This window comes from Streptomyces coffeae, assembly GCF_016741875.1.
Taxonomy (GTDB): Bacteria; Actinomycetota; Actinomycetes; order Streptomycetales; family Streptomycetaceae; genus Streptomyces; species Streptomyces coffeae.
Map to the genome: position 1 here is coordinate 298,362 of NZ_JAERRF010000007.1, position 13,375 is coordinate 311,736.

The following is a 13,375-nucleotide window of genomic DNA, read 5'->3' on the forward strand; positions in this document are numbered from 1 at the left end:
ACATAGGGATACTTCACCGTCACCGAAACACTCTGAACCCCGCTCTCCGCGTGAAAAGCCACCTCATAGCCCGCTTCCCATACGCCTTCCCATGCGTCCATATCTCGGGGTTGTGGTCGCATGCAGGCGGCTCCTTCACGACAGCCCGCCGACACCGCCCAACTCGTCCCGGTACTCGTTGGGGCTGACTCCCCGCACCCGCTTGAAGGTGCTGCTGAGCGAGAACGCGTCCGCGTAGCCGACGGTGCGGGCGATGCTGTCCAGGGTCTGGCCCGGCTCGGTCAGCAGCTCGGCGGCGAGGGTGATGCGCAACTGGGACAGGTAGCTGATCGGGGGCCGGCCGACCAGGGTGTGGAAGCGGCGGGCGAATCCGGAGCGGGAGAGTCCGACGGTGTCGGCCAGTGTGCCGACGGTCCAGGGGCGGGACGGGTGCTGGTGCAGCAGTTGCAGCGCGCGACCGATGGCGGGGTCGGCCATGGCCCGGCGCCAACGTGGCGGGTCGCTGTCCTGCCGCTCCGACCACGTGCGCAGCGAGACCATGAACAGGAGGTCGAGCAGCCGGTCCAGGACCACGGACTGGACGGGTTCGGGGCGGTCGACCTCGGTGCCGACGAGTTCGAGGATCCTCTGTGCACCGGTCGCGCCGGACAGCACCAGGACCGGAGGCAGCGACTCGAGCAGCCACGGTGAGACATCGTCGGCGCATTGGTAGGCGCCCCGGATGAGGGCCGTATCCCCGTCGCGATCCCCCTGGTGGTCCCCCTCGCTGTCCCCGTGGCGCCGCCGGCCGTAGGTGTGGCCCGCCGAGACCCGCGGGCGGTCGCCCGCCCTGTCAGGGGGTTCGCCGGCCGGCGCGTACCGGTTCGGACCGTAGACGACGATGTGCGCCGGGGTGGCGGGGTCGTCGGCGAGGGTGTGCGGCTGCGGACCCCGGACGATGGCGATATCGCCGGCGTGTAGTCGCCTCGGCGGCTCGCCGTCCATGAGCAGCCAGGCGCTGCCTCGTACGACGGCATGTATGGACACCGGCGCCGCGTCCAAGTAGCAGACGGACCACGGTGGTTGAACGATCGACCGTGCGACGGCGGCACCACGCGCCCTGGAATGCCGAAGTAAGTCCGCGAGCAGGTCCACGGGTTCACCGTAGACGAACGGATGTGCGCATCGTGGACGAACGGACATGCGCGATGGACGCTCAGCCATGCCATCGGGGGCCCGGCGTCCGGTTGGATTCCAGGCATGACCCATACCGCGACCGTCCTCGGGGGGACGCCCGCGGGGCTGCCGCTTCGGCGCCACCTCGGCCGGGCTGCCGGACGAGCACGCGGGGCTGCTCGCGGGCTTGTTCGAGGTGATCCGGAACGGGTGGGACGAGCGGCTGAGCGAGAGGGTGCAGCAGGCGCTCGGACGGCAGCCCGCCGATTTCACGGCGTACGTCAACCGCTCGGCGGCCGAGGGCAAGTGGGGGGAACTGCGGTAAGCAAAGGGGAACTCCGCTGATCAACGGGGGAATTGTCGTAGGCCAGGGGGATTGCAGTAGGTCCGGCGCGGCAGGCTGCCGGGGGAGCCATCAGCAAAAGCACACTTTCTTGACCTGGGGGATGAGATGTCGCTATCCGCGCGGATAGTCGATGTTGTCAGCTTTATGCCGGATCGAGTGGTCTCGAATGGCGAGCACTCGCACGATGACGACGAATTGGCGGAGCACGCCTTTTTCCGGGGGGTCGCGGAGCGTCGCTTCGCCTCGCCGGAGTACTCCTCGGCGGATCTCGGGGTGCGCGCCGTACAGAAATTGCTCGACCGGACCGGAATGTCTGCGGGCGAGCTGGATCTCATCATCTACAGCTGCCAGTTCAACGACACGTTCTGGCCAGGTATCGGGTCGGATGTCCAGGGCAGGGTCGGCGCGGACGGGGCGACGATTCTTCAGGTCGACACGAGCTGCTGTTCGTGGCTTTCCGGGCTGCGTACGGCGCAGGCGTTCATCGAATCCGGGCAGCACCGGAACATTGTCGTGCTGACGGTGACCAACTTCGTCTCACGGCTCCCCGAGTTCCAGCGCTCCACGCGCTCGCGGGTGCTCGGCGACGGAGCCACGGCGACCCTGTTGACGCCCGGGGACCCGTCCATTCTCTCCGGCTTCGAGCGCTCGCACGGCGCGCATTACGGGCTGCTCCGCTTTGAACCCGATTTCGTGGACGGCGTGTTCCGGAACTACTGGCAGCGAGGCTGCGGTCCCATCACGGTCAATTTCACCCGTGAGCGGCTGGAGTTGCTGCGGGAGAACGCACTGACGCTGGTGCCGGAGGCCGTGGCGCATGCGCTGAAGCAGGCCGGGGTGACGGCCGAGGACGTATCGCTGCTCATCACCCACCAGCCCAATGACGAGTACATCGCGGAGTGGCGCCGACGGTGCGGTATCGACAGGCCGCGCGCTCACGACACGCTCGCCAAGTACGGCAATCTCTTTCACGGGTCGCTTCCGGTGACCCTCGCGGACGCCTTGGACCACGGCCTTGTCCGGCAGGGCGATCTGCTCGCATTCGGCACGTTCTCCAACGGGGGCGACATGGTGAGTGCGATGACCGTGCGATGGAACGGTAATCCGCAGACTCGAATGACGAATGACAGGAGAACGACCTCGTGACAGCACCGTCCCACAACCGTCCCCTGGACGGCGCGGACCTGCCCGCTCTGGATCTGGTGCGCTGTGAGAACACCAGCAGCAGCGACATCGAAAAGCTGATGCGCGACATGACGAAGGAGAGCTACTCGCACGAGGAGATATTCGGCCGGTACTGCTCGCTCGCCGAGTACATCGAGGTGCCGTACGACGTCGTCTTCGAGTATTGCGCGAATGTGCACTCCCTTGAGGAGTGGACGTTCAGCATCCGGGATCTGTCGTATGTCGGCGGCGGTTTGTACCGCGGTCGGGAGGCGATCCAGCCGAACACCGAGATCTTCGTCCGCGCGGACTCGCTCAAGGGCCCCGAGCAGGGCCTCATCAACTACCCGTGCGCCTGGGACCAGGGCCACGAACTGTGGATGCGCTACTACTTCACCGTCATCGACGCCACGCGTACACTCAATCGGCCCGGGACGGTGGTCCTGTGGACCAACTGCAAGCACCCGTACTACGACCGCGCCGTCACGGATGTCCCCGAGTACATCCGCGCGGGCCGGGCCAGGACCGACCGATACTGGGTCGGCGACATCTGGCCGCAATTCGATGCGATCCACAAGATCGAGACCCGGAATCTGAAGACCATTCTTGAGACCCGCTTCGGCGTCGGGACACCGATTACGCCCGCCGACTGAGCGGGCGCACCAAGCACACACGGGGGATCAGAGGAATGCGCGTTTCCGATGCGCTCGTCATGCTCTTGCGCGACTGGGACACGAAGTATGTGTTCGGAGTCAGCGGAGCGAACATTGAACATCTTCATGATGCAATCCACCGGCTCGGGAAAGGGAAACTCCGGTCGGTGATGGCCCGCCGGGAAGACGGTGCGGCGTTCATGGCCGATGCCCGGGCGAGGGTGCACCGCACCCTCGGGGTCTGCTGTGCGACGTCGGGTGGGGCGATGATGAACCTCGCCGTCGGGCTCGCCGAATCGTATGCCGAGTCCGTTCCTGTACTGGCCCTGATCGGCCAGCCGCCCACCGCCCTGGAGGGCCGCGGCGCCTTCCAGGACTCGTCGGGCATCGGCCGGACGGTCGATGCGGAGGCGATACTGGGCGCGATCACCAAGAAGGTCGTCAAGCTGGGCCCGCCGGAGACCTTCTGGCGCGATGTGCTCGACGCCGTACGGACCGCGCTCAGCGGGCGGCCCGGGCCGGTGGCGGTCCTGGTACCGCGTGACGTCTTCGAGGCGGAGGTCGGGGACCGTCCCGACGGCTTCCCCGCGACGCTCGCGGGGGCGGCGGATCCCCCGACGTTCGACCGTGAGGCGGCGCGCACGCTCTTCGACGAGATACGCCAGGCGAAGCGGCCAGTCCTCGTGCTGGGGCACGGTGTGCGCAGGAGCGACAACCCATCGGCCGTGGTGCGGTTCGCCCGGCGCACGGGGCTTCGCGTGGCGACCACGATGTCCGCGCGGGCCGAGTTCCCCAATGACGATCCGCGCTACCTCGGTGTGCTCGGGGTGGCCGGCCACAGCTCCGTGGTCGACACCGTGCTCGACGCGGACCTGGTGGTCGCCGTAGGCACCGGGCTGAACATGATGACCCGGGGCCCGGTGCCGGAGTTGAACGGCGCGGCGGTGGCGGTGGTCAACCCCGACCCCGGGGAGGCCGTCCGGGCCGTCGCCCCGCGGATCGTCGTACGGGGTGAGGCCGGCGTCACCTTCGAGCATCTGCTGCGGCTGTGGGACGCCGAGCCCTTCGAGGTGCCGGCGCCGGGCGCGTACGAGCTGCGCCGGTTCCTGCCCCGGCTCGCGCCCCCGGTCCCGTCCCGGCCGCCCGGGCACGGCGTCGACGGCGACGATCTGCTCCAGAGCGAGGCGATCTCGCTGCTGACGGCGTACCTCCCCCGTGACGGTCATGTGGTGCTCGACGCCGGCAACTGCGCGTCGGCGGCGATCCACCTCTCCGAGGTGCCGGCCGGCGGCACCTCGACGATCGCGCTCGGCATGGGCGGGATGGGTTACAGCCTGGCCGCCGCGGTCGGCGCCCAGCTGGGCTCGCCGTCCGGCACCCGCACCACTGTGCTGTGCGGTGACGGCGCCTTCCTGATGAACGGGCTCGAACTGCACACGGCCGTCGATCTGCGGCTCCCGGTGCTCTTCGTCATCTTCAACAACAACATGCACGGCATGTGCGCCACCCGCCAGCAGACATTCTTCGAGGCGCGGATCGAGTGCGTCCAGTACGCACCGGTGGACGTCGCCCAGGTGGCCCGCGGTCTGGGCCCGTCCGACCGGCTGTGGGTCGGCAGCGCGGGCACGGCCGCGGAGCTGCGCGCCCGCCTCGCCGACTACCACGAGCGGCACCCGGACCTTCCCGGTGTCCTCGAACTCCGCATCCCCGCCGAGGAGATGCCGCCGTTCACCACCCTCCTGCCGCCGGACGAGCCGACCGTGCCGGTGCCGCGCGCCGACGACGCGTCGGTCTGCGCGGCCGTCTCGTCCTAGGCACGCCGGCGGGCCCTCGGCCCTCATAGGACGCACCTCGGGCATCGCTCTGCCGGGGCACACCACACCGCCCCTCGGCGTACAGCGCCGACCCATTGGCCATGGCTGGGAAGCGAGTTCCGGTCATCCCACGGGCGGGGAGGCGATCCGCTGTGAACCGTAGAGGCGGCTGTGTCAGCCTTCTGGGCGACAATAGCCGGAACGGGGCATGGCGAGGAGGGGCTGGTGCAGGGAGCGACGGTGTTCCGGACCGGCGAGGTGGACCCGGCTGACAGGTTCGACTGCTGGCGGGATCTGATGTCGAAAACCCTGTGCCCCATGGACCTTGACAGCGAACACCCGGAGCACTTCCAGGCGGAGACACGGGTGTTGGAACTTCAGCCTGTCAGCGTGTGGCCGACGACCGTGGAGCCCATGAGCTGGCGGAGGACGCCCCGCCTTATCCGGCACTCCGACCCGGAGTACTACCACCTCACCTTCCCGATCACCGGTTCGGTCGGCATCACCCAGGCGGGCCGGGAGGCCGTCCACGGGCCCGGTGAGATGTACGTGGTGGATACCTCGCAGCCGTTCCACTGCGTCACGAGCCGCCTGCACGGGGTGGGCTTGGAGGTGCCGAGGAAACTGGTGCCCTTGCGCAAGGAGAAGGCCGACCTGCTGCTCACCCGGCGATTGCCGGGAGATGAAGGCTACGGAAGCCTACTGGCACAGCTGCTGGGTCAGTTGGCGAAGGACACTGGACCGTACGGCCCCGCGGACGGCCCCCGGCTGGGTTCGATCATTGTTGACCTGCTGTCATCTCTGTTGGCCCATGTCCTGGACCGGGAAACCTTCCTGCCGCCGGAGACTCGCCAGCGGACTCTGAGCTTGCGGATCCGGGCCTTCATCGAGGAAAACCTGGACGATCCCGAGCTCACACCGCGATCCATCGCCGAAGCGCACCACATCTCCCCCAGCTACGTGCACCGCGTCTTCCAGCAGGAGGAGGAGACACTCGCCGCCTGGATCCGCCGGCGACGCCTGGAACGCGTGCGCCGATACCTCGCTGACCCGGCCTTGAACGACACCCCGATCTACGCCCTCGCGGCGCGCTGCGGCTTCCCTTGCGGCGCCGACTTCAGCCGGATCTTCCGCAGAACGTACGGATTGACGCCACGGGAATTCCGCCGACAGTATTGAGAAGTGCAGCGTAGCTGGGATCGACGCGTCTGTTGCCCTGGTCGTCCATCGGGTGGCCGAGGCTCGGCCACTACTCCGCCGCTTTCTTCAGGGCGTCGAGCCAGGTGCTGAGCGAGTCGTCCAGCGCGGCGGCGAGGTTGTCCCGGTCGGCGTCGACCGGCGCGCCCGCCCAGGACTCCCGGGTGCGGACCACGACGCCGTCGCCGTCCTCGGTGAAGGTCCACTCGTGCACGCCGGTGATGCCGTGCGCGGGACCGCCCCACAGGATGCGGTGCATGGCGGTTCCTCGGTGTCGGGGGCCCGGGCCACCGTCGCGGGGGATTCAACGGCGGCCCGGGCGGCTGGGGCGGGTCAGGCGGGCAGTTCGAAGTCGGGGATCCAGTGGCCGTGGATGCCGGCGGGCACCCTGCGGGGGAGTTCGACGGCGGCCACGGTGCTCAGGTCGCTCGCGTCCAGGACGAGCAACTCCGAGGCGTCGGCCTTGAGGTCGCTGACGATGGTGAGCAGGTAGCCGTCGTCCTCGGCGGTCCCGCCCTCGGCAGGCGCGAAGACGGCCTCACCGGGCATCCGGCCCTCGCCGTGCGCGAGCAGCTTCTCCTGGCCGGTCTGCGTATCGAACTTGACGGTGTGGTAGCCCGACAGGCCCGCGCCGGGGAAGGCGATGGCGTAGCTGTAGCGGTAGGCCGAACCGGTGTGGGCGTCGTTGATCGACGGGAACTCGGTGGCCAGGTCGTTGAGGGACTCAGTGGTGACCTTGCCCGTGGCCGGGTCGATGATCCACCGGTAGAAGGTCGAGCCGGCGTCGGGGCTGGTGCCGTAGCCGGGCGCGCCGAACCACCACTTCCACGAGCTCTCCCAGGCGGAACGGTCGAAGCGTGGTGCTTCGAGGATGATCCGGCCCTGTGCGTCGGTGTAGGCGTTGGCGACGTGCAACAGCGCCGCCTGGTCGGCCACTTCGAACCAGGTGGTCTTGCCCCCGGCACGCGGCAGCACGCCGATACGCAGCGGGACGTCGTCGTGCCAGCGGTAGGGGATACCGGACGGCTCCGCGTGATCGAAGACCACCGGCGAGTCGATGAAGACGACGTGCTCGCGGGTGATGGCGCAGTCGTGCATGAGCGACGGGCCGGAGCCGTCGATGACTTCCGACTTGACGATGTCGCCGGAGGCGTCGGCCACGTAGTAGGTCAGGTACGGCGGGAAGGGGCTGTAGCTGAAGAAGTGCAGCTCGCCGGTCTCCGGGTCTTCTTTGGGGTGGGCGGTCATCGAGCTGGTGAGCTTGCCGCCGAAGTCGTGGACGCCGATCGTGTCGAGGTCGGCGCTGACCTCCCAGGGCAGGTTGGCCTCCTGGAGGGCCAGATAGCGGCCCCCGTGGAAGATGATGTTGGTGGCGGCGGCGCTGACTTCGAGCTCGGTTCCGGTGAACGGCACGCCGTCCAGGAAAGGAGATGCCGTTGTCGTGGCCCCCACGGCGACGGCCGACAATTGCAGCACATGGTTCGACAACAACGGGCCCGGCGGCGCCGGCCGGGCCCACGCGAAGTGTCCCGGCGTCTACCTGCACATCACGATCACCTGCGTAGACGGGCAGCGCAACACCAGTGCCTGGCGCTATGGCTACGCCAAGGCCGAGTGCTCGTATGGCGTCGACTGGGAGGATGCCGAGTACGACACGAGGTGATCCTGAGCCGCCCGGCATTGGGCTGTGATGGACAGATGGTTGCTGCCTTTCGCGGGCAGCAACCATACCCTGGGGAGGAAGCGGTCGGCCTTGTGTGCGCAGCGGGTCGCGGGGAAGTCCCGGAAGCGGTGCGGCTTCTGTCTTGGGAGCCACTGCTGGGTCCCCTGGGCGGACCGGATCTGGAGGGGATCGCCTGGGTGATCGCCAGAGGCCGGGTCAGCGGCGGATGAGGCCGAGGTCGGTGGCGGTGGCGACGGCGGCGGTGCGTGAGCCGACGCCGAGTTTGGTGTAGACGCGGGCGAGGTGGGATTTGACGGTGCCCTCGGTGAGGTGGAGGCGGTGGCTGATGGCCTGGTTGGACAGGCCGTCGGCGACCAGGGCGAGGACTTCGGTCTCGCGTCGGGTCAGGGCGGTGCCGGGCGTGCGCAGCCGGTTCATGAGCCTCTCGGCGACCGTGGGGGCCAGGGTGGTACGGCCGACGGCGGCGGTGCGTACGGCGGCGGCCAGGTCTTCGGGCGGGGCGTCCTTGAGGAGGTAGCCGGTGGCGCCGGCTTCGATGGCGGTCAGGGTGTCGGCGTCGGAGTCGTAGGTGGTGATGACCACAACGCGGGGGGCGTCCGGTCGGGCGGTGATCTGGGCGGTGGCCTCGGCGCCACCCATGCCCTTGCCGAACTGTAGGTCCATGAGCACGACGTCGATGTCGCCCTCGGTGGCGCGGGCGACGGCGTTCTCGGCGGTGGCGGCCTCGGCCACGACGACGAGACCGGGCTCGGTTTCCAGCACGGCGCGCAGTCCGGCCCGGACCACGGGGTGGTCGTCGGCCAAGAGGAGGCGGATGGGGGTGTCTTCGGTCACGGGCGGGCCTCGGGCGCGGTGTCGGCGGGCGGGGTAAGGGGGAGTTGGGCGGCCAGGGCGGTGCCGTGGCCAGGGGTGGATTCGATGGTCAGGGTGCCGCCGAGGGCGTGCATGCGGGCGCGCATGGCCGCCAGGCCGAAGCCGCCGTTTTCGGGGTCGGGGGCGGGCAGTCGGCCGGGATCGAAGCCGGTGCCGTCGTCGACAACGTCGAGGGCGATGTGGTGGCCGAGGTAGCTGAGGGTGATCTCGGCGGTAGCGGCGTGGGCGTGGCGCACGGTGTTGGCGAGGGCGGACTGAGCGATGCGCAGGAGGGCGACTTCGTGCGCGGTGGCCAGCGGGACAGGGTCGCCTGTGAGGTGGAAGCGTGCGGTGATCCGGTGGCGGGTGCTGGTCGTGGTGCACAGGCGTGCCAAGGCGCCGGCCAGGGTGGTGCCTTCCAGGGCGGGCGGGGTGAGTGCGGCGACGAAGCGGCGGGCTTCAGCGAGGTTGTCCACCGCGGCCTGCCGGGCCGCCTCCACGTGGCGGGCGGTGGCATCGGGCCGGTCGGGCAGGGCGCGTTCGGCGGCGCGCAGCAGCAGCTGGATGCTGGACAGGCCCTGGGCGAGGGTGTCGTGGATCTCGCGGGCCAGGCGTTCGCGTTCGGCCAGCACCCCGGCAGTGTGCTGGACTTCGGCCAGATTGGCGCGGGTGGCGGTGAGCTCCTCAATGAGGCGCCTGCGCTGTTCACTCTCGCGGTACAGGGCCTGGTACCCCCACACCACCGCGACGGCGACGGCGGCGCCGAGCGCGGGGCCGATCGCCATGGCCGCGCTGAAGGAGCGTTGGTGGGCGGCGAAGCCGGTGATGGCCGCCGCCGCGGTGGCAACCACGGCGATAAGCCCGGCGCGGCGCGGCAGCAGGTGGAGCTGGAGGAAGTACAGCGGGAACGCCATCCATACGGCGTCGGGGGACAGGGCCAGCAGCACCAGCCACACGACTCCCACAGCGGCCAGCCACAGCGCGGCGGCCCGCCGGGAACAGCGGATGCTGGGCAGGAGTGGCCCGGTTGCGTACACCGCAGCGCACGCCACCGCGGAGGCGACCTTCAACCCGGCATGCGGCTCGCCGTCGGCTACGGCCCGCCCGGCGGCCAGGGCCAGCAGGCCGATGACGAGCAGGTGCAGGCACCAGGCCAGGGCCCGGGTGGTCGGGGTCAGGGTGGGGGCAGCGGCGTTCACAGTGCCTCCCAGGCTACGAAAGCATGGTGCTCGGGGCCTCCATCGAAAGTTGGAACCCGCGTGCTGTCTTCCGGCCGGCGAAGTGCCGTCCTGCGCCAGACGCGCACACGGAGGGCTGGCGGCGACGGTGAAGGCATACCGCTTCCACCGCCGGAGAGGACAGGCAAGGCTGTGTTCGTCGCCTGGAGAGATCTGACGTTCGCCAAGGGGCGCTTCGCCCTGATGGGAACCGTCATCGTGCTGATTACCCTGCTGGTCGGGCTGCTGTCCGGGCTGACGGCCGGACTGGGCCGGCAGAACATCTCAGCGATCACGGGATTGCCCGCCGACAAGATCGCCTTCCAGGATCCCGCCGGCGGTCAGGATCTGTCGTATGCCAACTCCACCGTCACCCAGAAGCAGTGGCAGCAGTGGTCCAAGGCCCCCGGCATCGAAAGCGCCGAACCGCTGGGAATCACCACCACCAGGGCCACCGCCGGGGACAACCGCACCGCCGTCTCCGCCTTCGGCGTCCAGGCCGGCTCCCGCCTCGCCCCGGAAAGCAGCAAGATCGACGACCAGTCGGTGGTGCTGTCCACCGCGGCCGCCGACGACCTCGGGGTGAACACCGGCGACTCCCTCACCCTGGCCGGGCAGCAGCTGAAGGTGGCCGCGGTGCGGGGCGACGCCTACTTCAGCCACACCCCGGTCATCTGGACGAGCCTCGATGTCTGGCAGCAGAGCGCGCCGCCCACCGGCGGCGATGACGGTCAGACCGCCACTGTCATCGCCCTGAACACCACCTCCAAGGCCGATGTGGCGGCCACCGACCAGCAGGCCGGTACCCAGACCGTCTCCACCGACGACTCGCTGTCCGCGATCGGTTCCTACACCTCCGAGAACGGCTCCCTACAGCTGATGCGCGGCTTCCTGTTCGCCATCTCCGCCCTGGTCATCGGCGCCTTCTTCACCGTCTGGACCATTCAGCGCAGCGGCGACGTCGCCGTCCTGAAGGCCCTGGGCGCCTCCACTGCCACCCTGCTCAAGGACGCCCTCGGCCAGGCCGTGGTCCTGCTCGCTGGCGGCACTTTGACCGGCACCGGCATCGCCGTCGGCCTGGGAGCCCTCGTTGCCGGCAGTGCCGTGCCGTTCGTCCTCACCCCCGGCACCGTCCTGATCCCGGCCGCGGTGATGATCGCCCTCGGTGCCCTCGGAGCCGCTCTGTCCATCCGCCGCATCACCTCCGTCGACCCGCTGACCGCCCTGGGGAGCGCCCGATGAGCCTCGAGCTGAACGACATCACCCTCGTCTACCCCGACGGTGACACCCGCCTGACTGCCCTTGACAGCGTCAACCTGGAGGTTCCCCAGGGCAGTCTGACTGCTGTGGTCGGTCCCTCCGGCTCCGGCAAGTCCAGTCTCCTGGCCGTCGCCGCCACCCTCATCACGCCCGACGTCGGCACCGTCACCATCGACGGCACCTCCACCACCGGCCTGAGCCGAGGCGAGCTGACCGAGCTGCGCCGCCACAAGATCGGCATCGTCTTCCAGCAGCCCAACCTGCTGCCCTCCCTCACCGCCGCCGAACAGCTCCAGGTCATGGCCCAGATCGACGGCCGCAGGCCCCGCACCGCCCGAAACCGGGCCATGGAACTCCTCGCCGTGGTCGGCCTGGCCGACCAGGCCGGCCGCCGCCCCCACCAGCTCTCCGGCGGCCAACGCCAGCGCATCAACATCGCCCGCGCCCTGATGAACGACCCCACCGTTCTCCTGGTCGACGAACCCACCAGCGCCCTCGACCACGAACGCGGCGCCGCTGTCATCGACCTGATCCACCAAGTCACCCACCAGCAGGCCACCGCCACCGTCCTGGTCACCCACGACCGCACCCACCTCACCGCCGTCGATCAGATCGCCGAAGTCCACGACGGAAGGCTCACCCTCTCGACAGCGACCCACTGACCTGTGGAGAAGGACGCCAGTGCGCGCCGACTGCGCCTCGATCACGGCGGTGTTCACGGCGAACGGGCGCCCCCGCGTGGGCAGTTCGAGAGGGCCGGTCATCAGCCGGGCCGATACCCAGCAGAGGAAGGAACCGATCACGACGTGCTGGGTCGGGTGGCTGGTGAGCCAGCGGTCGAATTCCGCTACTGATGCCAGCAATCTCCTTCAGCGGCCAGAGACCGGCCGAGGTAGTCCTGAAGGTCCCGGGCGACCCAACAGCGGCTGTCGTCCTCGTGCTCCCACACGAAGATGTCGGCTCGCGAGGGCCGCCGGACGAAGGCGTACTGATCGCCATCCCCGTTGTCACCGAAGAAGAGAAGCGGTTCGAACGGCATGTACAAGTCGGCAAGCGCGCTGTCCGACCAGAAGCGAAGATTATCCTCGACGATCCGCTCCAGGGGCCAGACCGTCTCCACCCCATAGCGCCCCACGATGCCGTCGGTCTCCTGCAACAGACTCACGAGCTCGGACGGCAGCGAGTACTTCAGCCGTTGCTCCGCAGCGGCCACCCGGGTTGCGTCGACCGGCGAGTTGAACTCGGCCTCAGGGAATGCCTGGCCTGCGACTTCTTTCCACATGGAGTCAGCCTAACGAGCTCGTGCATGGCTCACAGTGCAGAACTCTCAGCCAGCGGACGCGCGTTGCTGCCCCGGCAGGTGCCCCCCGGCTGCGTGAGCGGAACCGACATACTCACCAGCCAGTCGTGGATGATGGTGGCGGTGGATTCCGCGTACTCGCTCATGGAGCTCGCGCCTTCGAATTGCCGGGCGCTCGAGGGCCATTGAGCCGGACACGACAGTGCGCCACGGGCCGGACGGAAGCTCGTGGCGCACCGAGGTGTTGGGGCGTGAAGGGGGCAGGTGTTACGGCCGCGGGTTCCACTGCGTGGTGCAGTACGCGGGTATCCAGCCGCTGACTCGCCCGTAGGTCAGGTGGACCCAGGAATTATTCGACTTGCCGCAGAGGCGGTAGGACTGGCCCTCCAATCCGGTTCCGGTGTCGTCGTCCCCGCATCCCGACTTGCCCTTGGGAAGTGTGCCGTTGACGGTGGCGTTCAGCTTCCTGTGCGCCCGGATGTTGACCGTCTCCCTGGCGGTCAGCTTGTAGCAGGAGGCGGTCACTGACGTAACGTCAGCGTTCTGCGCCGGACCGGGAGTTCCGGCTGTGGCGACTCCACCGCTCAGGGTGGTGATCAGAGCGGCTCCGGTGATGCCGGCCGCCGCCAATGTGCGCATGCGCATGGGTGATCCCCCGTAAAGGTCGATGGCAAGGCTCAATGCTCTGGAGCGAGCATCAAGAAGTTGATCACGCTATCCGTACGTCCGTACG

Annotated in this window: 16 protein-coding genes; 8 read left to right on the forward strand and 8 right to left on the reverse strand. The window is 68.9% G+C overall.

All coding sequences use genetic code 11. The features are described from left to right. Positions 1–135: 135 nt before the first annotated feature. Positions 136–1,248, reverse strand: a complete 1,113-nt coding sequence (locus JK363_RS14480; RefSeq protein WP_307821723.1) for an AraC family transcriptional regulator — start codon at positions 1,246–1,248, stop codon at positions 136–138. Between the two features lie 103 nt (positions 1,249–1,351). Between JK363_RS14480 and JK363_RS43790 the strand changes: the two genes are divergently transcribed. From JK363_RS43790 to JK363_RS14500, 5 genes are all read left to right on the forward strand, one after another. Further along, positions 1,352–1,480 (forward strand): hypothetical protein, encoded by a 129-nt coding sequence (locus JK363_RS43790; RefSeq protein WP_268981033.1) that lies wholly within the window; start codon positions 1,352–1,354, stop codon positions 1,478–1,480. A gap of 126 nt (positions 1,481–1,606) precedes the next feature. After that, on the forward strand, positions 1,607–2,647 hold the full coding sequence (locus JK363_RS14485) for a 3-oxoacyl-ACP synthase III family protein (protein ID WP_201875274.1): 1,041 nt from the start codon (positions 1,607–1,609) through the stop codon (positions 2,645–2,647). Beyond that, complete coding sequence (locus JK363_RS14490; RefSeq protein ID WP_201875275.1) at positions 2,644–3,318, forward strand: hypothetical protein; 675 nt, start codon at positions 2,644–2,646, stop codon at positions 3,316–3,318. The genes JK363_RS14485 and JK363_RS14490 overlap by 4 nt, the downstream gene beginning before the upstream one ends. 35 nt (positions 3,319–3,353) lie before the next feature. Continuing rightward, positions 3,354–5,132: a thiamine pyrophosphate-binding protein gene (locus JK363_RS14495; protein WP_201875276.1), complete on the forward strand. Its 1,779-nt coding sequence runs from the start codon at positions 3,354–3,356 to the stop codon at positions 5,130–5,132. A gap of 225 nt (positions 5,133–5,357) precedes the next feature. Then, a complete protein-coding gene (locus tag JK363_RS14500) occupies positions 5,358–6,311 on the forward strand; it encodes an AraC-like ligand-binding domain-containing protein (RefSeq protein WP_443726299.1) in 954 nt (317 codons plus the stop codon). Between the two features lie 70 nt (positions 6,312–6,381). Here the strand turns inward: JK363_RS14500 and JK363_RS14505 are convergent, their stop codons facing one another. Both JK363_RS14505 and JK363_RS14510 read right to left on the reverse strand, forming a co-directional pair. Next, positions 6,382–6,588 (reverse strand): SRPBCC family protein, encoded by a 207-nt coding sequence (locus JK363_RS14505; protein ID WP_201875277.1) that lies wholly within the window; start codon positions 6,586–6,588, stop codon positions 6,382–6,384. 74 nt (positions 6,589–6,662) lie between these two features. After that, entirely contained in the window at positions 6,663–7,742 is a 1,080-nt protein-coding gene (locus JK363_RS14510; RefSeq protein WP_201875278.1) for a carotenoid oxygenase family protein, read from the reverse strand. Positions 7,743–7,770: 28 nt separating this feature from the next. On the opposite strand from JK363_RS14510, the gene JK363_RS14515 reads away from it, so the two are divergent. Then, a complete protein-coding gene (locus JK363_RS14515; protein ID WP_201875279.1) occupies positions 7,771–7,992 on the forward strand; it encodes a hypothetical protein in 222 nt (73 codons plus the stop codon). A 216-nt stretch (positions 7,993–8,208) separates the two neighbouring features. On the opposite strand, the gene JK363_RS14520 is transcribed toward JK363_RS14515, so the two are convergent. Together JK363_RS14520 and JK363_RS14525 are read right to left on the reverse strand one after the other, a co-directional pair. Further along, complete coding sequence (locus JK363_RS14520) at positions 8,209–8,847, reverse strand: response regulator (RefSeq protein WP_201875280.1); 639 nt, start codon at positions 8,845–8,847, stop codon at positions 8,209–8,211. After that, a complete protein-coding gene (locus JK363_RS14525; protein ID WP_201875281.1) occupies positions 8,844–10,064 on the reverse strand; it encodes a sensor histidine kinase in 1,221 nt (406 codons plus the stop codon). Before JK363_RS14525 ends, JK363_RS14520 begins: the two co-directional genes overlap by 4 nt. Positions 10,065–10,235: 171 nt before the next feature. On the opposite strand from JK363_RS14525, the gene JK363_RS14530 reads away from it, so the two are divergent. Continuing rightward, positions 10,236–11,324, forward strand: a complete 1,089-nt coding sequence (locus JK363_RS14530) for an ABC transporter permease (protein WP_201875282.1) — start codon at positions 10,236–10,238, stop codon at positions 11,322–11,324. After that, positions 11,321–12,004 (forward strand): ABC transporter ATP-binding protein, encoded by a 684-nt coding sequence (locus JK363_RS14535; protein ID WP_201875283.1) that lies wholly within the window; start codon positions 11,321–11,323, stop codon positions 12,002–12,004. Before JK363_RS14530 ends, JK363_RS14535 begins: the two co-directional genes overlap by 4 nt. Positions 12,005–12,189: 185 nt before the next feature. Here the strand turns inward: JK363_RS14535 and JK363_RS14540 are convergent, their stop codons facing one another. The 3 genes from JK363_RS14540 to JK363_RS14545 form a co-directional block, all read right to left on the reverse strand. Further along, positions 12,190–12,624, reverse strand: a complete 435-nt coding sequence (locus JK363_RS14540; protein ID WP_201875284.1) for an SMI1/KNR4 family protein — start codon at positions 12,622–12,624, stop codon at positions 12,190–12,192. 29 nt (positions 12,625–12,653) lie between these two features. Further along, positions 12,654–12,788, reverse strand: a complete 135-nt coding sequence (locus JK363_RS43795) for a hypothetical protein (RefSeq protein ID WP_268981034.1) — start codon at positions 12,786–12,788, stop codon at positions 12,654–12,656. 121 nt (positions 12,789–12,909) lie between these two features. Continuing rightward, positions 12,910–13,287 (reverse strand): hypothetical protein, encoded by a 378-nt coding sequence (locus tag JK363_RS14545; RefSeq protein ID WP_201875285.1) that lies wholly within the window; start codon positions 13,285–13,287, stop codon positions 12,910–12,912. Between the last annotated feature and the right edge of the window lie 88 nt (positions 13,288–13,375).